This is a genomic window from Acinetobacter sp. NIPH 2699 (assembly GCF_022549355.1).
Lineage (GTDB): Bacteria > Pseudomonadota > Gammaproteobacteria > Pseudomonadales > Moraxellaceae > Acinetobacter.
The window spans coordinates 258,531-284,097 of record NZ_JAKZGL010000001.1; the positions used below are offsets into that span (position 1 = coordinate 258,531).

Here is a 25,567-nt window from a genome sequence, read left to right on the forward strand (position 1 = left end):
ACACCTCTAGCTTTCATTTAGGCAAATAGTATGGCAGTTTGGCTTGTTTTACACAATCTTCAAGTCTCTAACTTATAAGAAAATAAAACTGACATGAATCGTCAAATTAACATGAATAAATTGGCTTATATTGTAAAAATCGGATATATAGATAGAAAAGGCATTCTTTTATTCTGGGCTGATTTTACCATTGGTCAAGAAAGACTATTGAATCAGTATAAGATTCGCATAGAATAAAATGCTGCGGTAATAAAAATTTCATGGATGCAAAATTTTTGGAGAGCTGGAATGCCTTCTTTGATGTCAGAACAAAGATTACATCATCATATTTGCTTAGGGTTGAGTACACTTTTACTTAGTTCAGCTTTGATTGGTTGTGGTAGTGGTGAGAGTGAAGCACGTAAGGATACGCCAACAGAAGAAGTTGCTGTTCCAAAACCGAAAAACTTCAATATTAAAGTGCCTGTAGAAATACGTAATGTTGTGGTTAAGGTCTTTGATAACACTGATGACCGATTAGTTTTAGAACAAAATTTTAGTACAACAACTGATCTAGCTATTACATTACCTGAGATCCTAAATAAAAACCGTTTATATCGAGTTGAATTAACCACCACTCCTGATTCTTTGGTATACGACTTCCTTAGTCATCAATATAAAAACATTGATCTGACATTGCGAAGTTTAGTCAAAGTTGATGTCAGCGATTTAACACAAACGATACTGATCAATCCCAGCACTGAGGCGATTTATCAGCGTGCATTAGTTCGTTCAGGCCAGTTGCCAAGTGATAAAAACAACTATGCAATGAAAATTACGGCAGAACAGCTAGATCGGGCGACATCAGATATTGAAATAGCGCTGTTAAGTGCCTTTAAATATCTCAACATTACCAATGTGTACCCTTCCAATGTACTACATATATTTTCGCCACAAAGCACCAATGTAAATTCTGGATTATATTTAAATACCTACCTGAGTTTTGGTTATCTACAACAATGGGCAAATATATATCCTGATACCTCTTTCGCTGAATTCTCTAAAAATTTAGCCATTGATTTAAGAGATGGCTATCTCGATGCAAAAAAAATTCGTGGTGATCAAGAAGCCTTGACCTCTCTGGTACTTACAACTCCAGATAATATTGACCCCGCTAAAAACAACATCATCAGTATTGCGACCAACCAAAAAAATACCAGAGAACAATATGCTGCTTCATTAAAACAAGCAGCGTTGCAACTCGCAGACACTTATGACCAAAAAAACTCTAACCCTATCCATTATGCCCAATTGCAACAACGAAGCTATGCAGGTGTTGTACCAACAGTCAATCCACCGACATCGCACAATGTCCGCATCAATGGTGCAGGCGATTACCGTCGCGCTGTAGGTTTTTCCGATACAAGCGCAAGCTGTAATGGTTCAATCTATCCTTGTAAACAAGGGATTAAAGGGATAAATAACAACGACCATAGCGTACCTTCTATTGAATATTTAATTGGTCACTATCAAGATATTGATCAAGATTGCCAACTTAATATACGTGCCGATGGATGGGTTGAATTAACCAAGAGTAATCAGAACTTTCGATCAAAATTAGATGGTAAAAGTACAGACACTCTATTACAAGTTGATAAAGAAAATCATGAATACCTATTAAATAGTAGTTCACTAGAACCAAGTCATAGCGATTTACAATATCGATTTGTGCAAGTAAACATCAAAGCCAATCAAGTATTGAGTGCCAGTGCTGGTTTTGATTCTCGTCAAGCACCTGATCAATTACAGAACACTCAACTTCAATGTCAATTTAATTAGGGTCAGTTGACAGACAACAGCATGTAATCGGTGTTGTTGTCTGTTCATATGGTCATTTGTTTAATTGAAAAATAAAAAAGAGAAATTGAGATTAATATTGCAATAACATAAAAAGATTAAGGTCTATTGACATTTTATCGTTGAAAAAATTACATTTCAGACATAATTTGTATAAAGAACATACTATTGAAAGAAAACTGTCATCAAAGTTTAACTCAACATTCACATTTCACAATTAGTGTAATTATCAACTAATTTGTTGAGTCGGAATTTTGAACGCTAAGCCTTTACTACTCCCTATTCTTATCTCTTTATTAACTGCCTGCGGTGGAGATAGTGACAATAATGATCATTCATCAATCACTCAGCCTCCTGAAAAACCTGAACCGCCTGTTACAACACCTCATCCAATGGGAGAACTCTTGGAAGCTGGCGCGAACGGAGACATTCGTCAGTTTGGTGGCGCAACTCGCTTAAAAAAAGAACGTACCCAAGCAGTAAAAGAATCATTAAGTGATAAAACAGTTAAACATGTCATTCTCTTTATCGGTGATGGTACCAGTGATTCTGAGATCACAGCAGCGCGTAATTATGCAGAGGGTGCCGCAGGTTATTTTAAAGGAATTGATGTACTCCCTTTTACTGGGAGTTATACGACGTATGCCTTAGATAAAATGGGAGCTATTGATTATGTTACTGACTCAGCTGCATCTGCGACAGCGTGGGCTTCTGGCATTAAAACTTATAATAATGCCCTCGGTTTAGATATTTATGGCAAACATCACGCAACTTTATTAGAACTGGCTAAAAAAGCGGGTTATGCAACAGGAAATGTCACAACGACTGAACTACAAGATGCGACCCCAGCGGCACAGATTTCACACATTAGCGCTCGTAGTTGCTATGGTCCGAATGAAACCTCAGCAAAATGCCCAGAAAGTGCGCTTGAAAATGGTGGACAAGGTTCAATTACTGAACAACTTTTAGCTACTCGCGCTGATGTGAGCCTAGGTGGAGGTAAAAAAACATTCTATCAAACAGCCAAAGCAGGTCCTTATCAAGGAAAAACTTTACTTCAACAAGCGGAACAAAAAGGCTATCAAATCGTTGAAGACCTAAATTCCTTGCAGAACATTCAAATTGCGAATCAGAACCAGCCCTTATTAGGTTTATTTGCTGAAGGTAATCTCCCTGTAATCTGGAGTGGTCCTAGAACGCAACTCAATGGTCATAAAAAAGCGGCTGAAAGTTGTATAGAAAATACAGCCTTTAGCGCATCTACTCCGCGTTTGGCCCAAATGACGGAAAAAGCAATCCAATTACTCAGTCCGAATACAAAAGGCTTCTTCTTACAAGTTGAAAGTGGCTCAATTGACAAACGGAATCATGCAGCCGACCCATGTGGTCAAATTGGCGAAACCGTACAACTTGATGAAGCTATTCAAGTCGCGCTCAAATTTGCAAAAGAAAACGGCGATACCTTGATCGTAGTTACAGGTGATCATGCGCATACCAGCCAAATCATTCCAATCAATGGAGATAGTCCTGGTCAAACAGCAGCACTCAAAACCAAAGACGGAGTTGCAATGGCAATTAACTACGGCACTGCTCCAGAAGGGTCAAGTCAACATCATACAGGCGCTCAGGTACGTATCGCAGCGTATGGACCGCGGGCGGCCAATGTATCAGGCTTACTTGATCAAACAGATTTGTTCTTTATCATTCGTGATGCTTTAGGCATTGCACAAAACGCCTCTAGATAAGCATAATCCTCACATACATATTAATTGAAAATTACCGCAATATATTTAAATTTAAGTGTATTGCGGTCACTTTTTCTGTACGCTCTACGGAGCATGCACACCTCATTTATTCAGATGCTATACTTTCAAAATTATTCTGATTAATCTTAATACAGCATGCCTATAACACATAAAATCCCAGAATTTCTTATATACACTAGATTAATTTTCGGCTTTCTAATTCTTGCCATCACCTTATTACAACCAACGTTTTATCCACTTTATACCGTGATTCTATTAACACTTGGGCTATTGAGCGATATTTTTGATGGCATGATTGCAAGACGTTTAGGTATATCCAATCAAAGATTGCGTCGATTGGATTCAAATATTGATCAGATCTTTTTTATTTGTGTGATCACTGCGGTCTACTTGCAACAACCAGAATTCTTTAAACAGCAGTTAACCCCTATTATTATTCTAATTATTTTTGAAACAATGACGTATGTCGTAAGTTACATCAAATTCAAGAAAGAAATCGCAACCCATAGCATCGGTGCCAAGATATGGACTTTATTTCTATTTGCCTTATTGGTACAGGTGACGCTCACTGGTCACGCTCAGCTATTATTGAGTATCGTTTTTTGGTTGGGAGTCATAACTCGCGCGGAAATTATCGCAATTATCTTGGTTTTAAAACACTGGCAAAACGATGTACCCAATCTGAAACAAGCTTGGCGTATTCGCAAAGGATTAACAGTACAACACAATCGTTTCTTTAATGGCTGAATCATTGCAATCCATAGCTTAGATCTTTTTATAGTACCAACTTGGCAATTGCATCTGTTTTAATTGCCTGCGATGTTCGAGATAATTTTCATCATGTTTAGCCACTTCATTCCAAAAAGCGGCACTATGATCAAAATGTTTGGTATGCGCCAATTCATGTACGCAAACAGCACGCACATTATGTTCAGGCATCAACACCAGCGCGGCATTTAACATGATGTCATGTTTTGAACTACAACTTCCCCATCGCGTTTTCGGTTTTCGTATACTGCATTGTTGGAATGGCAAACCAACGTCTTGACTCACCTGAGCTAAATATTCTGGTAAAAACTGTTTTGCATATGCCAATACCGCTGCTTGCAAAGCACCCTCAGGCTGTTCATTTCGTATCAGTAAAAGCTGTTGTTCCCAATCAAACTTAAAAATATGACGCTGTTGCTGTTGAATAATTTTAAACGGTTGCGAATGGCGAAATAACCTGAGTTCATCAGGAAACGTTGTTGTTTGATTTAACTGTTGTTGCTGTTTTGACCACGTATCAATCAGCCATTGTTCGGATTGATTTAAAAATTGTTGAATTTGCCTTTTACTACAAAATGCTGGAACAGTTAAACGGATACCTGTAGGCTCAACACGCAAACGTAAATTTCTCGCCCTTGCATGTCGAACCATTTTAATTTCAGGTAATAGTGTTTCCAATGAAACTGTTGCCATTACTGCGCTGTACGTTCTTCGATACCATGATCAGTTGCGACAATCGCAATGCTTGCTGCATTTAAAGCAAAAATACCGTTTGTTACTACGCCAGGAATGTTATTAATGGTTTTTTCTACATCAATGGCATTTAAGATATTTAAATTGAATACATCCAAAATCACATTACCATTATCAGTCACCACACCTTCACGGTAAGCGGGATCGCCTCCTAAAGCAACAATCTTACGCGCGACTGCTGAACGTGCCATTGGAATGACCTCGATTGGCAATGGAAAATCACGTCCTAACTGATCAACCCATTTTGAATCATCAACAATACATACAAATTTCTTTGCAATAGAGGCAACAATTTTTTCACGTGTCAATGCAGCACCACCGCCTTTAATCATATGCATGTGACGGTCAATCTCATCTGCCCCATCAACATAAGCATCTAATCCCCCGACTGAGTTCATATCAACCACTTCAATACCTAATTTTTTCAATCGTTCTGCCGTGGCATTCGAACTCGCAACAGCGGCTTCGAGTTGCAGTTCAGGCAATAAATCAATTAAAAAATTAACCGTACTTCCAGTTCCTACGCCTAAAATGCCGCCTTTAGGTAAATGTTTTAAAGCTGCTTTTGCTGCAGCTTGTTTTTTTTCATCTTGGGTTGCATATAGACTCATGACTTCACTCAACTATTTTGACATTTGCCGCAAGAAAACAGCGCAAATGTACAGGGGTTTGCTACAATGTTCCCCTATTTTAAACTGTTATAGGGAAGATGAACATGCTGTCTCGTGTGGTACGACAAATTTTACAAGCAACGGTTTATGATGTTGCGATTGAAACACCGCTTGAAGCAGCTCCCCGAATTAGTCAAAAAATTAATAATCACATTCGCTTTAAACGTGAAGATTTACAACCTGTTTTCTCTTTTAAATTACGTGGTGCTTATAACCGCATCAGCCAACTTCCAAAAGATCAATTGGACCGTGGTGTCATCTGTGCCTCTGCGGGTAACCATGCTCAAGGCGTAGCATTGTCTGGGAAAAAACTGGGTATTCCTGCCATTATTGTGATGCCGAGTACTACACCTGATATTAAAGTCCAAGCGGTTAGAAACTTAGGCGGTCAGGTTGTGTTACACGGCGATAGTTTTGACGTTGCCAACAAATATGCAAAACAACGTGCTGAAACTGAAGGTCTGGTTTTTGTTCCGCCTTATGACGATGAACTCGTTATTGCGGGGCAAGGTACCATTGCCAATGAATTACTTCGTCAATGGCGTGATGTTGAGTATGTCTTTGTTGCCGTTGGTGGTGGTGGTTTAATCGCTGGTGTTGCAGCCTATCTCGGAGAAGTTGCACCACACGTCAAAGTTATTGGTGTTGAATACGAAGAATCGGCTTGTTTAAAAGCCGCGCTTGAATCAAATGAACGTGTGATTTTACCACATGTCGGTTTATTTGCCGATGGTACAGCCGTTGCTCAGATTGGTGAGCTCCCTTTTGAAATGGTCAAACTGCGTAAATCTGACAACTCAGGTCCTATTGTTGAACCCGATGTTGTGACCGTCGATACAGACGAAATCTGTGCAGCGATCAAAGATACTTATGACGAAAACCGTAGTATCGTGGAGCCTTCTGGCGCAATGGCATTGGCAGGCATTAAGAAATATGTCGCTCAACATCAATTGACTGATAAAAATATGGTGTCGATTGTTTGTGGTGCCAACATGAATTTTGATCGCCTACGCTATATTGCCGAACGTACTGAGTTGGGTGAGCGTAAAGAAGCCATTTATGCAGTCACCATCCCTGAACAAAAAGGCGCATTTTTACAATTCTGCCGCGCTTTACAAGGCCGTAATATTACCGAGTTTAACTATCGTGCCAGCGAGAGTGGTCAAGCGCAGGTATTTGTTGGGATTAGCTTAAAAGGTGGCGAAACTGAACGCCATGAGATTCATGAGTTACTCAAACAACAATATGAAGTAGATGATTTATCTGACGATGAAGTCGCGAAACTACATATTCGTTATCTAATCGGTGGACATGCAAATCTTGAAAATGAACGTTTATTCCGTGTGGAATTCCCAGAGCGTCCAGGTGCTCTACTGATGTTCCTTGAACGTTTAGGCCCAACACATAACATTACACTGTTCCACTATCGTAATCATGGCGCTGCTGAAGGTCGAGTTCTTGTTGGCTTACAAGCAACCGATGCCAAGCAAAATCCTGATGGTTTGATTGAAACATTGGAGCAAATTACTTATCCATATGCAGAGATCAGTGACAATATTGGATATAAACGCTTCCTCAAATAAAATTCTAAATCGTATAAAGCCGACTCAATGTCGGCTTTATTTTTGTACAATGATCTCTAGTTATCTGGATACGACAACACAAAATCATTACAAACAGAAAAATTATTCCATCTTAAAATGGATAAAAAGATATTTTTATCATTTAGTTAAGGACAGTTATGGCACAGTTTGCAGTCATTGGTTTAGGTAGTTTTGGAGCAACTGTTGCCTTAGAACTCACCAAACTCAATCATGATGTCATTGGCATTGATACCATTAAACGCAATGTTGAAAATATATCGGATCTGATCACACATGCCGTTATCGCGGATGCAACCGATGAGCATGTTTTAGATGAACTGAATATCCAAAATTGTGATGCTGTCGTTGTTGCAATTGGCGAAGATATTGAAGCAAGCATTTTATGTGTCTTAAATTTAAAGAATTTAGGCGTAGAAAAAATCTTGGTCAAAGCCAAGACCAAAGCACACCATACCATTCTCTCTCATTTAGACATCACAAAGATTATTCATCCTGAAGAAGATATGGGAGTTCGTGTTGCTCAAGCCCTGAATTATCCAATGGTCAGTCGATATATGGCTTTGGATGATGACCATTACATCGTCAAAGTGCCAGTACATGACAAACTGAACAATGTAAACTTGTCAGGAATACTGAAACAAGAACCCAATATCAAACTTTTATTACTCAAACGAGATCAACAAATCCTCTACGAAACCGATGCAAACTTTACCTTACAGACGGATGATGTCCTGATTTTAGAAGGTTCACTCAGCCATCTCAAAAAACTTTCAGGATGTTTCCTATAAAATGCCAATAAAAATAAACTCCCAGAAAATTTTTAACCTGAGTCCGCCCTCATTACTGGCAATCGGTTTTCTCAGTTTTATTGTGATTGGAACAATATTACTTAAGCTTCCTTTTAGCAATAACGGTAATGTCAGTTGGATGGATGCATTATTTACTGCAACATCTGCAGTGACAATCACAGGTTTATCGGTGGTGAATCTGAGTGAATCATTCAATCATCTGGGACAGTTTATTATTTTATTATTGATTCAGTCTGGCGGTTTAGGTTTTATGACCTTTGCCATTTTGGCGGCATTAAGTCTTGCCCCAAAACTGGGTTTAAAACAACAAATGATGGCTCAAGACAGCTTAGGCCAAACTAGCCTATCCAAAGTCACCTTTGTGGCAAAAGGCGTTGTATTGTATACGCTGTTCTTTGAACTCATTGGTGTGATTATATTAACCGCATCATTTGCCCCAATGTACGGTTTTGCACGTGGGCTTTATTATGCTGTGTTCTATAGTGTTTCTGCTTTTAATAATGCAGGATTTTCGCTATTTGGCAGCAGTCTCATCAATTTTCAAAGCCATTATTTAATTTGTTTAACCATTAGCATGTTATACATTATTGGAGGTATTGGCTTTTTGGTTCTCATTGATGTGAAACAAAATAAACGCTGGAGCAAGCTGACACCCAACAGTAAACTGATACTCAGTACCATTGCGATTTTAAATTTAGTCGCTTTCGTCCTGATCTGGTTATTAGAATCAAATAATCCACTGACATTAGGTGCAATGAATCTGGGTGAACAAGCCATGAATGCTTGGTTTCAAGCAACTGTTCCGCGTTCTTCTGGATTTAATACCATTGATACTGGTTCGATGGAACATAGTACAGCACTCCTTACAATGTTACTGATGTTCATTGGTGGAGGTTCTCTCAGTACCGCAGGTGGTATTAAAGTCGGTACTTTTGTGATCTTGGTTTTATGCGTGATTTCTTTTTTAAGACGCAATGAAGAAATCCGTATTTTTAATCATTCTGTCTCACATGAAACAACCTATAAAGCACTTGCAGTAACAGCGATTACTGGAATGCTGATCTTCACAGGTTGCTTTGTCATCTTTCTTTTGGAACCAAAACTAGACGCACTCGATTTGATGTTTGAAGTCGTTTCGGCAGCATGTACGGTGGGTTTGTCGCGTGGTGTAACCAGTGAACTTCATGATGGAAGTTTATTTGTATTAAGTCTACTCATGTATACAGGCCGTCTAGGACCATTGACCCTTGCCTACTTAATTGCGACCCCGAAGAAGAGTCGCTTAAAACATGCCAATGCCAATATTCAGATTGGATAATGGTCTAGCGGCTGTTCAATCACAATCACTTGTCTACAGATCCCATCAGCTTGACGCTGTTGCTCAAATACAGCTTGGGACATCACTTCAAAATGATCACAGAAACTAATTTCTTGTTCATCTATTGAATAAATCAGGGATTGGTTTCCCATACCTTGTAATGTGTCATAAAACACAATAACAAATTTACCCGCTTCAAAAGCTCGTTGAATCTCTGAATAAGTTAAAGCAGCCTGAATTGGAATCTGGAGACGTTGTGCATCGAGATAACTTTGCTGTTCTTTTTCATCAATATTGAGGTCAGGAGCAGTATAAAACGATACTTCAAAACCTAATTTTTTCAGCGCCACAGCCAAAGCAATGGTAAAAGTTCCATCTTTTTGATCATGGTCACATAATTGAATAAGGTCAGCAATATCAATATGGGTATGATATTGCTTTAAGATGACCCAGATCGCGAACACACCACAGTTTGCTTCAAGCTGTAATAATGATTCTGGAATATTCAAACTCATTTAATATAAATTCATCAAGGACACGCCCACACCCACATAAGTCGCGCGATGATTATAATCAATCAAGCTCTCGCCATAACCATCAAAGATTTGAAAATGCCCACGCAGCTTATCTTTGATTGGAAATGCCCAGTCAAACTGCACCGCACCATTGGAACGATCACCACCTTTGAGTGAATGACGTAACATCAAAGAAAAATCATTTTGCTTATGTCGATAAAAAGCGGTTAAATCACCACGCCCAATATAATCCTTAATATCTGGATTATTATCATCTTTGGCATCCTCCTCAACGCGGTACCAAGGACGGAGCATCAATGCAAAGTTATCTTTCTCAAATCCTAGATTAAAAATCACACGATTCCAACTACGCGATAACGGATCAGAACGGCCATTTGATTGGTGATTTAAAGTCACACCAAGTAAACGCGCATTTAAACCTAAAATTTCATAATTGGTTCTAAACATTAGACTTGCTTCAGGCTCGTAATTGGTCTCACGGAACGGTCTAGACTCCTCAGAGTTATAAACCTGCCAACGTGAAGACTGAGTATAACCCACCCAAAGATCACCATTATTACCAAAAATATTTTCCCAAGCCTTGGTCTTCAATGAAATTTGAAACTTAGCCTCTGCCGAAGTCAAATCCTGTTTATCTTTCACAGTATTGACTGGATTTGGGCTACTTGGAAATTCGTTTTTATTACTGGTCCAAAAAACTGGCAGTAAATAGACAGGTTGATAGGCACGGATATTCCAAACGCCCAGTTTACTTTCTTCAGAAAGTTCCCAACGACGATCTAATAAAGAAACATTTGGATCAAACTTTGGCGCAGCACCTAAGATATGCAAGTCGCTCACCTTTTGCACCACCTTATCTTTCAAAGATTCAGGTTTGGCCTGTTCACTCGACTCGACCACAGGCATAGTCGCCGCAACCACAGGCACAGGTTCAACCACCTCTGCTTGTGATTGGATAACGACAGGTGCTTTAAAAAGACTATCGTAACACGCCAAACGATCGGCATTAGAAGCTAAAGCAACACAGGCTTCAGCCGTTGCAGGACTTGCAGGTGCAGCCGTTTGAGCATGGGCTAGCGACGTACTTAAAACACCCAGTATGCTCAGCATACTGAGTTCCAAGTGCGTACGTTCAAAAGATCTGAACGCCATAGATTTCTCCGATTTTTCTTTTAATTAACTTGTTGAATATTAAATCCAAGTTTCTGCAATTCTTCACGTTTCGCAAACGGTGCAACAACTGCTTTCACAGGTTTTTGCTCCAATAAATATTGTTTTGCGACACGTTGTAAATCATCTAAGCTCACATTGAGTAAACGTTCGCGTAGCATTTTACGGAATTTTGGAGTTCTCGCATGTAACCATGAATAACATGCAGTAATGGCTTCCCCTGCTGGTGAGCCTGGTTTATCCATGCCTGCAACCAATCCAAGAATGGCTTCTTCAAGCTGATGTGGCTGCTGTTCAGTATTGAATAACCATTGAACGCTTGCTTCAAAATCATTAAATGTTTCAGCTAAACGTGGGTCACGATAGCTATAGAAACGGAATGAACATGCATTGCCATCATAACTCGAGCCACCGCCATATGCGCCACCTTTTTCACGAATGGCACTGTGCAAGAAACCATTACGCAAATACGCTGCCAAGACCATCAATGGTGCCGCATCAGCATGTGCCACATCCACTGCTTGATAAGCTGAGGCACAGAACTGTACATTGGCTTGAATCAACCAAGCTTCATCAGTATTGGTATTGACCTGTTCAATCTGAGTAAGCGTGACTGGTGTCTGATCAACCTCTAACTTATCCCAAACATTTTGAATTTCTTCAACCAAACGATCAGACTGATGTTCTTCACAAACCAACAAGAATTGTTTAGGTGCTTGTAATAAATTACGGTGAATGGCTTTTAATTCTTCAATCAACGCATTATAAGCGTCATCATCCTGATCAATCTTACTCACTAGATCACTCAGCCAATTTAACGCGCCCAGACCTGTATTGTGATAGTCACGGCGAGCCAAAGCACTCATTTGACGCGATGCAATTTGCATTGCATAACTGTGACCAGAACCCGACAAACGTGACTGCCAACGGGTTTTACGTTGTTGTAATAGCTCAATAATCCGATCTTTCTCATCGAAACGTAGTTTTTCAAATGCCAGCTTTAATAACTGAATCGTATCTAATTTTTGAGTGAGCGATTTAGTAGTTAAAGTCAACCAAGCACTGATACGATCTTTATCATCGACTTTGCTGCGCAAAGACGCGCCCATACCTAAACCACCGCTAACCGCAGTTTGGATTTGTTGGAATTCAAGATAATCGTATTCACCAGCACCCACTTCACCCATCAAAATAGAGAGCAGGTTGAAATAAGGTGATTGCACGATTTCATCAGGAATTTGAATCAAGACCTGTTGATAATAAATTCCGTTGGTTCCTGCATGGTATAGATTTAACGGCGTATCTAAACGATTACAGATAATCTCACGTAATTGACCTTGTACAATCTGTAAATCAGCTGGGATATCTTCCAAACCAACTTTTGGCAATAAATCCAAATTATCGGGTGTATCTTGACGCTCTTTCAGTGCTTCGGTTTTTTCTTGAATCTCAATTTTTTCAGCAGCAGTTAAGTTCGCAGTGATCTCAGCTAAACGTGCTTGTTCAGCTTGTTGCTCTTTTACTGATTTGGTTGCATCAGGCACAAGTGTCATTTGTACGCGATGTGGATTATCTAACAAATGTGTTTGAATCAAGTTGGATAACCACATTGGGTCTTTCAACTCTTCCTTCACTTGTTCTATCGCAGCATCCACATCCCAGACATGAATCGGATCAGTGTGATGAATCGCACTACCCAAACCATTCAAAATCAGACTTAGACCATAAGGCGTACCATCACCGTTGATTTCACGTTGATGCAATTCAATTTGATGAAGAATGGCATCAACCAAATCTGTATCAATCGGTTTAGACGCAACATCTTTGAGAATGTTTAATACACCATTCTTAAATGTTTCAGTATGTTCAGCATTTGAACCTTGAACGCCACAATAGAAGGTCATTTCAAAGTTGCTATCATCCACGCCCATAATTGGACCTGTTGATTGTGCATAACCACAGGTTTCTAAATAGTGACGTAAAGGTGAAGCTGAGTTTTCTAATAAAATCCCTTCAACCAAACGCATGCCTAAACGAAGTTTGATATCACTGGTTTCAGGCAGTAACCATGACATGACATGATAGGTTTTATCTTTGAGATCTTCACTATCCACCGCATAGCTTTCAGTCACTTCAACTGGCGCAGCTAAGCGTTGCTCAGGCGTTGAATATAAGGTCGTTCCCTGAGAAAACTTATGCAATGCTAATTTTTCAAACTGCTCTTGTAAATCATAGGCACTTTGATTACCAAAAGTCATAAAGACCGCATTACTTGGGTGATAATGGGTTTTATAGAAATCGACCAACTGTTCATAGCTTAGATCAGGAATATCTTTCGGATCACCACCAGAGTTGTAGTGATAAGTCGTTTTTGGGAATAAATGATGTGCCAGTTGATGATAGAGCTGATCTGTAGGAGAACTCATTGCCCCTTTCATTTCATTAAACACCACACCTTTATAAACGGCTTGATCATTTTCAAGCTCTATACGAATGCCTTCTTGAGCAAAATCTAAAGGATTCAAATTCGCGGCAAAGGCAGCATCTAAATACACCGACAATAAGTTTTGAAAATCTTTTTTGTTCTGGGTCGCAAATGGGTACGCTGTCCAATCTGCTGCGGTAAACGCATTCATAAAGGTATTCAATGAACGGCGAATCATTAAAAAGAATGGATCACGTACAGGAAACTTTTCAGAGCCACATAAAGCAGTGTGTTCTAAAATATGCGCTGCACCTTTTGAATCCATAGGCTGTGTTCTAAAAGCAACCAAGAATACATTTTCATCATGGTCCGTCGCCAAATGGTAATGAACGGCACCTGTCACTTTATGCTTATATTCTGAAACTTGAATATCAAGTGCTTCTACATGGTGTTGACGTAATAGCTGAAACGCAGGATGAATAGTTTGAGTAATGCTTTCAGAAACATCTACAGTCATGTGATCTCCAATTTATCTATTTAAATAACGACGATTGATAGTAGAGAGTCTACCTAAGAATACCTATGGATATCCATGTAAATTACTCTGTTTTTGTAGAAAAATGCAGCGGGTGGCTAGCTTGTGATTCAATCTTCTGTTTATGACAGCCAATTCAATACCTGAATTTTTTTCAACAAACTACTGTAATCCTGAGCATTCGTGTAAACTTTAGTTTTTGATTTTTACTGTGATGACAAACATGGCGACTGTTGATCTTTTTGCAATTGGAAATGCACTCATTGACCAAGAATTTAAAGTTTCAAATGAGTTTTTAACTCAACAAGCATTGCAAAAAGGTACGATGCAGTTGGCTGATGGTAACGCCCAAGCGGCTTTATATCAAAAATTACAAGATACACAGACCTATAAAGGTCAAGCCAGTGGTGGTTCAGCCGCCAATACAACCGTTGCATTCAGTGCATTAGGCGCGACTGCTTTTTATGGGTGTCGCGTTGGGAACGATGAACTTGGTTCAATTTACCTCAATGGTTTAAATGATGCTGGCATCAAAACAACCACGCAATCCATTAGTGAAGGCGTAACAGGCACATGTATGGTACTGATCAGCCCTGATTCAGAACGCACCATGCACACCTATCTCGGAATTACCGCTGAATTAACGGCTGAACAAATCGACTTTGAACCCTTAAAAACAGCAAAATGGCTCTACATTGAGGGTTATTTATCGACAAGTGACACTGCTCGTCAAGCAGTAAAACAAGCACGCCAACTTGCTAGAGCACATGGGGTAAAAATTGCACTTTCACTTTCTGATCCAGCAATGGTGCAATATGCTCGTCAAGGTCTAGAAGAATTATTGGATGATGGTGTTGACTTATTGTTCTGTAATGAACAAGAAGCATTGATGTTTACTAATACAGAAAATCTTGACGCTGCAATTGAAGTTTTAAAATTAAACAATCAACATATCGTCATCACTCAAGGTGCAAACGGTGCAATGATTATTGATCCGGCACAACAGTTCCATGTCGCTGGTCGTCGTGTCGAAGCTGTGGATACAAATGGTGCTGGTGATGCCTTTTCAGGTGCATTTTTATATGCGATTAATGCTGGTTTAAGCTTAGAAGCTGCCGCTCAACTCGCTATCTTAATTTCAAGTGAGGTTGTTGCCCAATTTGGACCTCGTTTAGCCGTCGAAAATTACGCTAAACTATTTGAGCAATTTAAAACATCGCAACAGGAATGTGCTTAACATGGAAAAGATTTGCATGACTGAGGAAGTCCCTGAACGTGAGTCTCGTGCATACGATACTTTAAAAGGAACGACCATTTTCGTGACTCAAAAAGATGGCAACTTTTATGCCTATCAAAATGTTTGTCCACATTTGCAAACAGAGCTTGAGTATTTAGAAAATCAGTTTTTAGATCAAGATCGTGAATATATTCAATGTTCTACTCACGGCGCTTTGTTTTCGGTAGAAACGGGCGAATGTATTTCTGGGCCATGTCTGGGCGACTTCCTTGAAAAAGTAAATTTGGAAGTCCACTCCGATGGTGGTATTTATATTATTGATTGATACCTAAGTTAGAATTCTGCGATGACTGAGTTTTTTTTTAATTACTACCTAATGCCATTTCACATGAGTGTGGTTGCTTTAGTTTTGCTCAGCATTGCAGAAACGATCGGAATTTTTATTGGTTTACGACCAAGTTCTTTAGTTAAAAAATTTACACCTGAATGGATTTTAAACTCGCCTTTATTAGATGTTAAGTTTTCTAAATACTTAATCGTGGTATTTTTACTGATTAATTTTAGTTTTGCGGGTTATTTTCTCGAACTTTCTTTCTTTGCTATCCAACATTATTTCATCTCCCCTTACTATCTTTTTATTCCAGCATTAATCATTGATATATTTTTTACGGTATTTATGATCCATTGCTTAGATCAAGTGATTAAGCCAAAAGTCAATCACACGCATGCCAATCTCGTTGGTCGTTTAGCCACGATTTCGACGGGCAATGCACGTCCTGGTTTCTCGGCACAGGCACGTGTACGTGATGAGTTTGGGCAATTGTATTATGTTCAAGTTGAACCTGAGTATGGTGAATTAGAACTACAATCCCAAGTGCTTCTCATTAGCCAAAAATCAAATGCATATTATCTAGCAAAAAAAATCTCAATCTCAAACAAACTCTTTACTCCTGATTAATTTTTTAGTTTATATTGGGTTTTTACAAAAAATTACAATAAAATCACCTAAAAATAGTACACCCACCTTCTCGTTTAATCTTCAAATTTGATAGCAACACCAAAACCAAAATGCATCCCATTTACATTTAAAAAATCATACTAAAACACTTGGTTCTAATGAGAATTTAATCTGAATCTTTTTTATTTAAACCAATAAAGCTACAACCATATGTAAATATTATGTATTTTAAATCCATACCATTTTAATAGGGTTTTAAAATAACAATTTAAAAATAAAACCCACCATTTTAATTGGATTTTGCTATTTAAATATAAGCAATTTATTCGGATTTAAAACACAGAAAACAAAGCATTCTAGTTGGTTAATACAACCCAACAGGAAAAATAAAAACAAACAATTGATATTAAATACAATTAATTTAAAAAATACATAAAAACCCTATAAATTTTATTTTAAATTCATTTTATTTCATAATAAAACAATCTCCTATTTAATATGAAATGTAGTTCTATGAAGCTAATTTCTAAAGATCAAAATCGGCGATTAATTCGAGAAATCACGATTATTCTTATTATTAAAGTAGTTCTTCTCTTGGTCATTAAACACATTTGGTTTGATGCACCAACGATTCCAAAAGATTTTAACAATCAAGTTGCCGAGCGTATTGCTGGCAACCTATCTAACACTCAGGAGACACGTTGATGATTTCTGAAAGCGTGGTCGATCTTTCGCGGTTCCAGTTTGCAATGACTGCGATGTATCACTTTCTTTTCGTTCCGCTGACTTTAGGTCTTGCATTTATTCTAGCCATCATGGAAACCACCTATGTGATTTCAGGCAAAGAAATTTATAAAGACATGACCAAGTTTTGGGGAAAACTCTTTGGGATTAACTTCGCTTTGGGTGTCACCACTGGTTTAACCATGGAATTCCAGTTTGGTACGAACTGGGCTTATTATTCACATTATGTCGGTGATATCTTTGGTGCACCACTTGCCATTGAAGGCCTCATGGCATTCTTCCTTGAATCAACCTTTATTGGTTTGTTCTTCTTCGGCTGGGATCGACTCTCTAAATTTCAGCATTTAGGTGTGACTTGGCTAGTGGCCATTGGTTCAAACATGTCTGCCTTGTGGATTCTGATTGCCAATGGTTGGATGCAAAACCCAGTCGGTGCAGCATTTAACTACGAAACCATGCGAATGGAATTGGTTGATTTCGGGGCGTTGATTTTCAACCCTGTTGCACAAGTTAAATTTGTGCATACCGTTTCCGCTGGTTACGTCACTGGTGCAATCTTTGTCCTTGCAATCTCAAGTTATTACCTATTAAAGAAACGTGACCTACCCTTTGCACGTCGTTCTTTTGCGATCGCTGCAATCTTTGGCTTAGCTTCGACTTTATGCGTCATTTTACTGGGTGATGAGTCTGGTTATGAACTGGGTGATGTTCAAAAAACCAAGCTTGCTGCAATTGAAGCTGAATGGCATACGGAACCTGCTCCAGCCGCATTTACCCTATTTGGTATCCCCAACCAACAAGAGATGCGTACCGACTATGCAATTAAAATTCCTTATGCAATGGGGCTGATCGCAACCCGCTCTACAGACAAACAAGTCACAGGTATACATGACTTGATGAAAGAGCACGAAGTCCGTATTCGTAATGGTATGGTGGCTTATAGTGAATTAGAAAAACTTCGTGCTGGCGACCGCTCTCCTGAATTACTTGCTTCATTTGAGAAAAATCAAAAAGACTTAGGTTATGGTCTGTTATTGAAAAAATATTCTCCAAATGTGGTTGATGCCACTGAACAGCATATCCAAGCTGCGACAAAGGATACCATTCCAAACGTAGCGGCACTGTTCTTCTCTTTCCGTGCGATGGTGGCTTCTGGCTTCCTGATGTTATTGCTGTTTCTTTTAGCGACTTGGGCTGTTGCCAAACGCAATGCTGAAGATAAGCCGTGGTTACTCAAATTTGCTTTGTTTGCTCTCCCTCTCCCATGGATTGCAGCTCAAACAGGTTGGTATGTCGCTGAAGGTGGCCGTCAACCTTGGTCTATTGGTGAAATCTTACCAACCCATTTATCAGCTTCAAGTGTCAGTGCTGGTGATGTGTGGGGTTCAATCATTGCGCTTGCAGCGTTCTATACTGTACTGCTCATTATTGAAATGTACTTAATGATCAAATTTGCACGCCTAGGTCCAAGTTCTTTACATACTGGTAAATATCACTTCGAAAAACTCGAAGCAAAAACAGTGGAGGCGCAATCATGATCGAATATGAACTGCTAAAAATTATTTGGTGGGTATTGGTTGGTGTTTTATTGATTGGTTTTGCCCTCACTGATGGTTTTGACATGGGCTCAATGGCACTAATGCCATTTGTAGGTAAAACTGATTCTGAACGGCGTGCTGCAATCAATACGATTGCCCCTCACTGGGATGGTAACCAAGTTTGGTTTATTACTGCTGGTGGTGCACTGTTTGCTGCATGGCCAATGGTTTACGCAGTTGCCTTCTCTGGAATGTATTGGGCGTTATTGCTAGTACTGTTTGCCCTGTTCCTACGGCCCGTTGGATTCGACTATCGTTCCAAATTAGAAAACACCCAATGGCGTAATTCATGGGATTGGGGCTTGTGTATTGGCGGTGCTGTTCCTGCATTGGTCTTTGGTGTGGCATTCGGTAACTTATTCTTAGGCTTACCATTTGGTTTAGACAACACATTACGCTCACAATACACAGGTAGCTTCTTTGCCTTATTGAATCCATTTGCACTCATCTGCGGTGTTGTCAGTTTGTCAATGTTATGTGCGCATGGCGGTGCATGGTTAATGTTACGTACTGATGGTTCTTTGCATCATCGTTCTGCGAAAGCAACGCAAATGATGGCTATCATCTTCCTTGTATGCTTCTTAGCGGCCGGTGCTTGGTTATTGTTTGGCAATATTGCTGGCTATAGCTATGCAACTGCAATTGACCCAAATGCAGCATTAAACCCGCTTGCTAAAGAAGTTGTAACCAATGCAAACCATGGTTGGCTGAATAACTATACGACTTATCCAATCACCATGGCTGCACCCATTGCTGCAATCCTAGGTGCGTTATTGGTGATTCTCAGTGCCACTAAACATAAAGCTACTGCAAGTTTCACGGGTACAAGCTTAATGATTGTCGGTGCAATCTTAACTGCTGGCTTTGCATTATTCCCATTCTTATTACCATCAAGCCTCGATGCGGCTTCCAGCCTAACCATGTGGGATGCTGTTTCTAGTCACAAAACACTGGGTGTGATGACTGTTGCTGCATGTATTTTCGTTCCTCTCATTTTGATCTATACCTCTTGGTCTTATTACAAAATGTGGGGTGTCATCACCAACAAACATATTGAAGAAAACTCACATAGTTTGTACTGATCGAGGAAAGATGAAATGTGGTATTTTGCGTGGATTCTAGGCATTTTGATGGCATGTTTCGCTGGTGTACTCAGTGCACTGTATATCGAACATCATCAAAATTTAGATGAGGAATAATAAAATGGCTAAAGCAATGGCGACACCGAAAAATAGTAAAGCTCAAGTGCTTGCAATGACCGTTTCGTTTTTGTTGGCATTGCCGCTTGCTGCTATTTTATTGGTACATCCTGCACTGATGTTAGATTCTAACGGACACTACAATCATAGCTTGCTTATGCTGGTGATGATTGGTATCTCTGGAGGTTTCATCCATGGAGTTGGGTTTATACCTAGGTTTTGGTTATGGAAAGGATTATTTAGTCCTTATATTGCATGGCCTTTAATGATTTTGGGTTACTTTATTTGGATAGGTCAGTAATCTATTATTGATATCGATCTTCTTAAAAAAAGCTGTCATGTCTGACAGCTTTTTTTACTTTCTAACTCGCTTAACACCTTAAATTCATTCAGTATATAAAAACTGTATCCGTATAATCTTAATGTTTAAACGAACCTATACTGTTCTACTATAACTAGAATTTAAAGTTTAAAGACGCTGTCACACTGCGTGCAGTCCCCCACGTGTTAACAGCATTTGCTTTATATTCTTTATCAAATAAATTATTTACATTAACACCAAACGCCATATCATTGGTTACTTGATAACGCCCCATCAAATTCACTAAGTAATAACTTTCCTGACGATTGAGTTTAGCAGCCAAACCACCCGCTTTTGCTGAAGCTGAATCATAGATTTCACTTTGCCAATTGATACCACCACCCACAGTCAATTGTTCCCATTTATAAGTGGTAAAAAGCTTAAATGTATCTTCAGGTAAGATGCTGTTTAAAGTATTGCCTGTCTGGTCTTTGGCATCGGTATGCGTGTATCCACCTTGTACATTCCAGTTAGGTAAAATTTCTCCACCAATGCTTAACTCATATCCTTTAACTTCTGCACCATCTACACCAATATAAGCTTGCCCACCCTCTGGTGTCAGATTTTTACCATCAGCAACCGCATAATTATCTTGCTGCATAGAAAAATAAGCCGCACTCGCATTTAAGCGACCATCATAAAAAGCGGCTTTCAAACCCACTTCAAAACTATTGCCATCTTCAGGATCTAGATAATCACCATTAACATCTTTACGTGAAGATGGATTAAAGATCGTGGTATAACTCGTATAAGCAGATAAATCCTCGGTAATATCAAAAATTAAACCTGCATAAGGTGTAAATACACCATTTTGCTTTTGCTCATTCTTGGTCACCTTCCGCTCCCAATTACTTAAGCGGCCGCCCACAACCAATTTCAATGGATCCAAAAGCTGTAACTTAGCAGCCACAAATGCACCGAGTTGTTGTTCATCTACGATCGTACGCCCTGTAACTTTTATATCAGGTCTTGCAACATTACCATTCCATCCTGCAATTGGCACTGCAACATAATAACGTCCATAAGCTGGGTCATCCGATTGAATGCTGTAACCATTCAAACCAAAACTGGCACTATGTTCATGACCCAACGCTTGAAACTTACCAGATGCATAAATATCTAAAGAATGGACATCTGGACTACTTTCAAATCTCCCAGAAGTAACCACCATTTCACCTGGCTCTAAAGCAAAATCTATCTGACCCTGCCATTCTGAAACATAAGGCTGGTCATAAGTAATACCGCCTGAACCAGCGACACCATATTCACGTTTATTATTGGCTTTGGTAAAAACATAATTCGCTATTGCTTGCCAGTTATCATTAAACTGATGCTCTAAACCTAAAAAGATACTTACTTTCTCTGTATCACTGAAAGTAAAATTTGCTGCTGGATTATCATCACGTCCAAAAGTCACTTGTTCCTTTCCATCATGAGTAATAAATGGAAAGCCATGCGCCGTTGCACCATCAATTTTAACTTGCTGTGCAGTTAATGCTGTAGTTAATGTCGTTTTATCGGTGAGATCAAAATCCAATGCCCCATATATGACTGCATTTTGACGATGGTAACGATCTTGTTGGCTACCACCTTGCTCATAGACGGCAACTGTACGTCCACGAATTGAATTGTCCTGATTTAATCCACCACTGACATCAATTTGGCTGCGATATTTCCCCCAATTCCCTGCTTGTACATTGACCGAACCTTGTAAGTCAGCCGTTGGACGTTTACGTACATAATTAATACTTGCACTTGGATTACCAGAACCACTGGTTAAACCCGTTGAACCTTTGGTCACTTCGATACGATCATATATCGCTGAATCCTCAATACCAAACATATCTGAACCGCCAAAAGAGGCTGTCGTCGTTGGCATTCCATCACGCTGAACACTCGTAATTGCAAAACCACGAGAGTAATAGGTGTTGTACCCTGCACCAACCTGCCCATACTGCACCATAGTCACACCAGCCGTTTGAGCCAACACATCATTGGTACTGGTGAGATTTTGATCCTCAATTTGTTGTGCTGTAAATACAGTCACACTTTGTGGCGTTTCTTTAAGGGATAAATCTAATTTCGTCGCAGATTTTGATTTTTTAACAGTATATGCCGATGCATCCTGCCCAGCTTTTAAATAAATTGTTGGTAAAATATTTGAATGATCTGAATCTTCTATCTCAGCCCAAACTAAAGTCGTTGGACTCCCCACAAAAATCAGCATAATTGCTGTATATAAATGATGATGTTTCATTATCACCCCTACAAAGTAACATTCCCTTACATTCTACACAAATGATAACAATTATCAATAGCATTTAAATTTATGTATTTCGCATATGACAGAACAAGTTTTTGAATTTTAGCTTTAATTATCCTTAAATTTAAATAATAATTATTATCATTAATATTTACTGGTTTTATCTATGTCTTTAAAATTATTAGGGATCATGATTTCACTGTTCTCTTGTATGAGTCTTTATCTCAGTCATCCCAATCAAATTTTGCTGAAATCCAGCCTTCCCAAAACATGTCTTTATATGGGCAGCATTGGACTGGTTACAGGTTTAATTATTCTACTATTTTCCATTCCGACATTAGTTGCAGTCTTTATTTGGCTTGCTGCGATCACACTAGTTTGGTCATTTATTCCTTTCCTGAATTTGTTGAAAAGGTCCAATACCTAATGAATCTATCTAAACAAAAAATCCAACCAGACTGGTGGACAAAAACCTTGGTTGGCTTATTTTTGGGATTAAGTTTCGCTATTGCGATCGGCGCATTGGTTTTCTTATTGACACTCCCGAATCTTGAACGTTCTCTACCCGCACAACTGGCAATGTGGACGATTCCTTGGGTATGGCTATTTGTCTTTTTTATTGCCTATTTCATTCCAAAGGGTTGGCAAAGTCTGGTGATCTATAGCATTGCCAATGTGGTTGCTTATGCATTGGTATTTGGGTTAAGGGGTTAAAATGAAAGTTCGCGCAGATATCGTCAAACTGGGGAAGAACCTACATACATGGGTAGGCATTAGTGCAGGCATTTTATTGTTTATCTGCTTTTTTGCAGGTGGGCTTACCATGTTCCAGCATCATTTGAGTCAATGGGCATCCCCTCCTGTACAAAGACTCGCTCCGATTGAAAAGCATCAATATAACCAGTTGATCAATGAGGTACAGGCACAATACCCTGAAACACAGAAAGGCTTTACACTGAGTTTTTCATCATTAGAGGCCCATAATGCACCCATCCAATGGGAAGCGGCACATGATGAGGAAGATGACCACCATCATATTGATATCGCCCAAACCACCATAATGGCAACACTAGATCCAAATGGGGAATTGGTCGTACAACAGGAAAATGTCTCTAAACTCGGTTGGTTAATTGAACAATTACACGAAACAGCGGGCATTCCTGGCATGATTGGACACCATACCGCAGGTGTTATGGTCATGGGTGTCGTTGCTGTATTGTATTTTCTTGCCATCATGTCTGGTTTGATTGTACTGCTACCGACCTTGGTCAGTGATTATTTTGCTGTACGAAAAGGCAAAAATAAAAAACGTTTTTGGTTAGATACACATAATGTCATTGGTATAACTAGCTTACCATTCCACATTATTATTAGTGTGACCGTGGTGGTATTTGCGTTCCATGATATTTTTTACAGTACTTTAGCCCAGCTAACCCAAAAGCCCTTATTCGAGCGGCCTGCGCCTACACAAATTGTTGAACCAGCACCTAAACTGGATGTAGAACAAATTTTTGCCAATATTCAAAAAGTTGCGCCTGAATATCGTATTGATGCGATTCGTTTTGGTCAGTTAGACAACCCTCAACGTGCTTCTGCATTTGTCGCGCTATATCATCCAGATCGTCTGTTACGCGGTGACAATTTTGACTATATGAATTTCAATCCATATCAAACCGCACCATATCCAACTCAAACCTTGTCAACAGAAGAAAGCTCTGCTGCATCATTAGTTCGTTCTATGTTTGGCCTGCATTTTGGTAACTATGGTGGCGATCCAATTCGCTGGATTTATGTGATCTTTGGCTTAGGTGGTGCATATTTATTTTATTCAGGCAATATTTTGTGGATTGAAACCCGTTTACGTAAACAGAAAAATCCAAATCTACCGCCACCACAGCAACGTAAAGATGTAATGTTTATTGCCAATCTAACCATTGGTGCATGCCTAGGCTGTATGCTGGCGATCTTTAGCAGTATGTTGATAGGTCGTTGGGGCTATGTCATTACATCTCAATTACAAAGTCATAACCATGTGTTTATGTATAGCTATTATTTGGTCTTTATCGCCAGCCTCATCTACAGTTTTGTTATCGGTGCTGCCCGAGCATTACCGCACTTATTCCTTGCGATTGCTATCATATTACTCTTAATTCCGATTACATCGATTGTTGCATATCTATTCCCAATCCAAGGATTATGGTATTCAACAGGCCAGTTGATTTGGATTGATGTGATTGCGGTGTTATTCGCTGTATTATTTATACGCTTCTATCAACAAGCCAATGATCGTGCACGATCTGCACCTGTTGGATCCATTTGGTCTATACAGAAATCTGATAAAACTTGAAGCTTGATCCCCACAACAGAAAATTAAACTTGAAGTTCATCTCATTGCCATGACTTATAAATATAAGTTATGGCTTTTAATGCTGACTATTTTGAATAGTTTTTCTCATTTCAATCAATTGCGTTGGTACAAGTGGTTGGCCCACATCTGCGCCGATCGGGTATGATTCAATGTGACCAGTCACTTGATATCCTCGTCGTTCATAATATGCGATTAACTCAGTGCGAATATCTAAAACATACATGATCAGGTTCGTAACTATTGGGTAATTATTAGTTATGTACTCTTCAATAGAATCAAGCACTTTACGCCCATATCCTAAGTTTTGAACACTGGGATCAATTGCAAACGTCCCTATTTCAACACAATCTTTTTGATAGGTTAGTCCTATACATGCAAGTAATTGGTCTTGCTCTGCTTCACCGACAAATAATTCAAAATTCGACTGCTGTAATGCTCCCAACAATTGATCGCTAGTAATACGATGACCCACGATAAAATCCCTTTCTGTTGTCCAACTCCGACCTGACTGGGTACGATAAGCGGCATTAATCAATTTAACCAGTTGTTCTAAATCATCAATTTTTGCTTTTCTAATGTTTAAGGACATTTCTATTCATATATTCAATAAAAAAGCCGATGATAACATCGGCTTTGGGAATAGCTAAA

At 39.2% G+C, this 25,567-nt stretch carries 24 protein-coding genes; 17 read left to right on the top strand and 7 right to left on the bottom strand.

Annotated elements, in window-relative coordinates:
• Positions 1–288: 288 nt before the first annotated feature.
• The 3 genes from MMP72_RS01200 (at position 289) to MMP72_RS01210 (ending at position 4,349) form a co-directional block, all read left to right on the top strand.
• Positions 289–1,818 (top strand): hypothetical protein, encoded by a 1,530-nt coding sequence (locus tag MMP72_RS01200; RefSeq protein ID WP_241313848.1) that lies wholly within the window; start codon positions 289–291, stop codon positions 1,816–1,818.
• Positions 1,819–2,090: 272 nt separating this feature from the next.
• Entirely contained in the window at positions 2,091–3,581 is a 1,491-nt protein-coding gene (gene phoA / locus MMP72_RS01205) for an alkaline phosphatase (RefSeq protein WP_241313849.1), read from the top strand.
• A 156-nt stretch (positions 3,582–3,737) separates the two neighbouring features.
• Positions 3,738–4,349 carry a CDP-alcohol phosphatidyltransferase family protein gene (locus MMP72_RS01210; RefSeq protein ID WP_241313850.1) on the top strand — a complete coding sequence of 204 codons (612 nt, stop codon included), beginning with the start codon at positions 3,738–3,740 and terminating at the stop codon, positions 4,347–4,349.
• Between the two features lie 18 nt (positions 4,350–4,367).
• Here the strand turns inward: MMP72_RS01210 and MMP72_RS01215 are convergent, their stop codons facing one another.
• Both MMP72_RS01215 and rpiA read right to left on the bottom strand, forming a co-directional pair.
• The gene (locus MMP72_RS01215; protein WP_241313851.1) at positions 4,368–5,063 is read right to left on the bottom strand and encodes a SprT family zinc-dependent metalloprotease; all 696 of its coding nucleotides are present in this window, start codon (positions 5,061–5,063) and stop codon (positions 4,368–4,370) included.
• Entirely contained in the window at positions 5,063–5,734 is a 672-nt protein-coding gene (gene rpiA, locus MMP72_RS01220) for a ribose-5-phosphate isomerase RpiA (RefSeq protein ID WP_241313852.1), read from the bottom strand. Before rpiA ends, MMP72_RS01215 begins: the two co-directional genes overlap by 1 nt.
• Positions 5,735–5,832: 98 nt before the next feature.
• Here rpiA and ilvA point away from each other — a divergent pair, with 98 nt between their 5' ends.
• The 3 genes from ilvA (at position 5,833) to MMP72_RS01235 (ending at position 9,525) form a co-directional block, all read left to right on the top strand.
• The gene (ilvA, locus tag MMP72_RS01225; RefSeq protein ID WP_241313853.1) at positions 5,833–7,377 is read left to right on the top strand and encodes a threonine ammonia-lyase, biosynthetic; all 1,545 of its coding nucleotides are present in this window, start codon (positions 5,833–5,835) and stop codon (positions 7,375–7,377) included.
• Positions 7,378–7,535: 158 nt separating this feature from the next.
• On the top strand, positions 7,536–8,186 hold the full coding sequence (locus MMP72_RS01230; protein ID WP_241313854.1) for a TrkA family potassium uptake protein: 651 nt from the start codon (positions 7,536–7,538) through the stop codon (positions 8,184–8,186).
• Position 8,187: 1 nt separating this feature from the next.
• Positions 8,188–9,525, top strand: a complete 1,338-nt coding sequence (locus MMP72_RS01235) for a TrkH family potassium uptake protein (protein ID WP_241313855.1) — start codon at positions 8,188–8,190, stop codon at positions 9,523–9,525.
• Here the strand turns inward: MMP72_RS01235 and MMP72_RS01240 are convergent.
• From MMP72_RS01240 to MMP72_RS01250, 3 genes are read right to left on the bottom strand one after another with little or no spacing between them, the layout of a single operon-like run.
• A complete protein-coding gene (locus tag MMP72_RS01240; RefSeq protein ID WP_241313856.1) occupies positions 9,513–10,040 on the bottom strand; it encodes a cysteine peptidase family C39 domain-containing protein in 528 nt (175 codons plus the stop codon). The genes MMP72_RS01235 and MMP72_RS01240 overlap by 13 nt on opposite strands.
• Positions 10,041–11,213, bottom strand: coding sequence for a phospholipase A (locus MMP72_RS01245; protein ID WP_241313857.1), 1,173 nt, complete (start codon positions 11,211–11,213; stop codon positions 10,041–10,043).
• Between the two features lie 20 nt (positions 11,214–11,233).
• The gene (locus tag MMP72_RS01250; protein WP_241313858.1) at positions 11,234–14,173 is read right to left on the bottom strand and encodes an insulinase family protein; all 2,940 of its coding nucleotides are present in this window, start codon (positions 14,171–14,173) and stop codon (positions 11,234–11,236) included.
• A gap of 241 nt (positions 14,174–14,414) precedes the next feature.
• Here MMP72_RS01250 and MMP72_RS01255 point away from each other — a divergent pair, with 241 nt between their 5' ends.
• The 8 genes from MMP72_RS01255 (at position 14,415) to MMP72_RS01290 (ending at position 20,228) form a co-directional block, all read left to right on the top strand.
• Positions 14,415–15,428 (top strand): adenosine kinase, encoded by a 1,014-nt coding sequence (locus MMP72_RS01255; protein WP_241313859.1) that lies wholly within the window; start codon positions 14,415–14,417, stop codon positions 15,426–15,428.
• Positions 15,429–15,444: 16 nt separating this feature from the next.
• Complete coding sequence (locus MMP72_RS01260; RefSeq protein WP_121930323.1) at positions 15,445–15,753, top strand: Rieske (2Fe-2S) protein; 309 nt, start codon at positions 15,445–15,447, stop codon at positions 15,751–15,753.
• Positions 15,754–15,774: 21 nt separating this feature from the next.
• Positions 15,775–16,386: an OB-fold-containig protein gene (locus MMP72_RS01265; RefSeq protein WP_241313860.1), complete on the top strand. Its 612-nt coding sequence runs from the start codon at positions 15,775–15,777 to the stop codon at positions 16,384–16,386.
• Positions 16,387–16,899: 513 nt separating this feature from the next.
• Entirely contained in the window at positions 16,900–17,091 is a 192-nt protein-coding gene (cydP, locus tag MMP72_RS01270) for a cytochrome oxidase putative small subunit CydP (protein WP_241313861.1), read from the top strand.
• Positions 17,091–18,668, top strand: a complete 1,578-nt coding sequence (locus tag MMP72_RS01275; protein ID WP_241313862.1) for a cytochrome ubiquinol oxidase subunit I — start codon at positions 17,091–17,093, stop codon at positions 18,666–18,668. Before cydP ends, MMP72_RS01275 begins: the two co-directional genes overlap by 1 nt.
• Positions 18,665–19,810 (top strand): cytochrome d ubiquinol oxidase subunit II, encoded by a 1,146-nt coding sequence (cydB, locus tag MMP72_RS01280; RefSeq protein ID WP_241313863.1) that lies wholly within the window; start codon positions 18,665–18,667, stop codon positions 19,808–19,810. The genes MMP72_RS01275 and cydB overlap by 4 nt, the downstream gene beginning before the upstream one ends.
• A gap of 15 nt (positions 19,811–19,825) precedes the next feature.
• Positions 19,826–19,927 carry a cytochrome bd-I oxidase subunit CydX gene (gene cydX / locus MMP72_RS01285; RefSeq protein WP_000270276.1) on the top strand — a complete coding sequence of 34 codons (102 nt, stop codon included), beginning with the start codon at positions 19,826–19,828 and terminating at the stop codon, positions 19,925–19,927.
• 4 nt (positions 19,928–19,931) lie between these two features.
• Positions 19,932–20,228, top strand: coding sequence for a cyd operon YbgE family protein (locus tag MMP72_RS01290; RefSeq protein ID WP_241313864.1), 297 nt, complete (start codon positions 19,932–19,934; stop codon positions 20,226–20,228).
• Positions 20,229–20,382: 154 nt separating this feature from the next.
• Here MMP72_RS01290 and MMP72_RS01295 read toward each other — a convergent pair whose 3' ends face one another.
• Positions 20,383–22,545, bottom strand: a complete 2,163-nt coding sequence (locus MMP72_RS01295) for a TonB-dependent siderophore receptor (protein WP_241313865.1) — start codon at positions 22,543–22,545, stop codon at positions 20,383–20,385.
• Between the two features lie 172 nt (positions 22,546–22,717).
• Between MMP72_RS01295 and MMP72_RS01300 the strand changes: the two genes are divergently transcribed.
• The 3 genes from MMP72_RS01300 to MMP72_RS01310 are packed head-to-tail and all read left to right on the top strand — an operon-like array spanning position 22,718 to position 24,898.
• Positions 22,718–22,978, top strand: coding sequence for a hypothetical protein (locus tag MMP72_RS01300; protein WP_241313866.1), 261 nt, complete (start codon positions 22,718–22,720; stop codon positions 22,976–22,978).
• Entirely contained in the window at positions 22,978–23,265 is a 288-nt protein-coding gene (locus MMP72_RS01305) for a hypothetical protein (RefSeq protein ID WP_241313867.1), read from the top strand. The genes MMP72_RS01300 and MMP72_RS01305 overlap by 1 nt, the downstream gene beginning before the upstream one ends.
• Before the next feature lies 1 nt (position 23,266).
• Entirely contained in the window at positions 23,267–24,898 is a 1,632-nt protein-coding gene (locus MMP72_RS01310) for a PepSY-associated TM helix domain-containing protein (protein ID WP_241313868.1), read from the top strand.
• 76 nt (positions 24,899–24,974) lie between these two features.
• Here the strand turns inward: MMP72_RS01310 and MMP72_RS01315 are convergent, their stop codons facing one another.
• Positions 24,975–25,508: a GNAT family N-acetyltransferase gene (locus tag MMP72_RS01315; RefSeq protein WP_241313869.1), complete on the bottom strand. Its 534-nt coding sequence runs from the start codon at positions 25,506–25,508 to the stop codon at positions 24,975–24,977.
• Between the last annotated feature and the right edge of the window lie 59 nt (positions 25,509–25,567).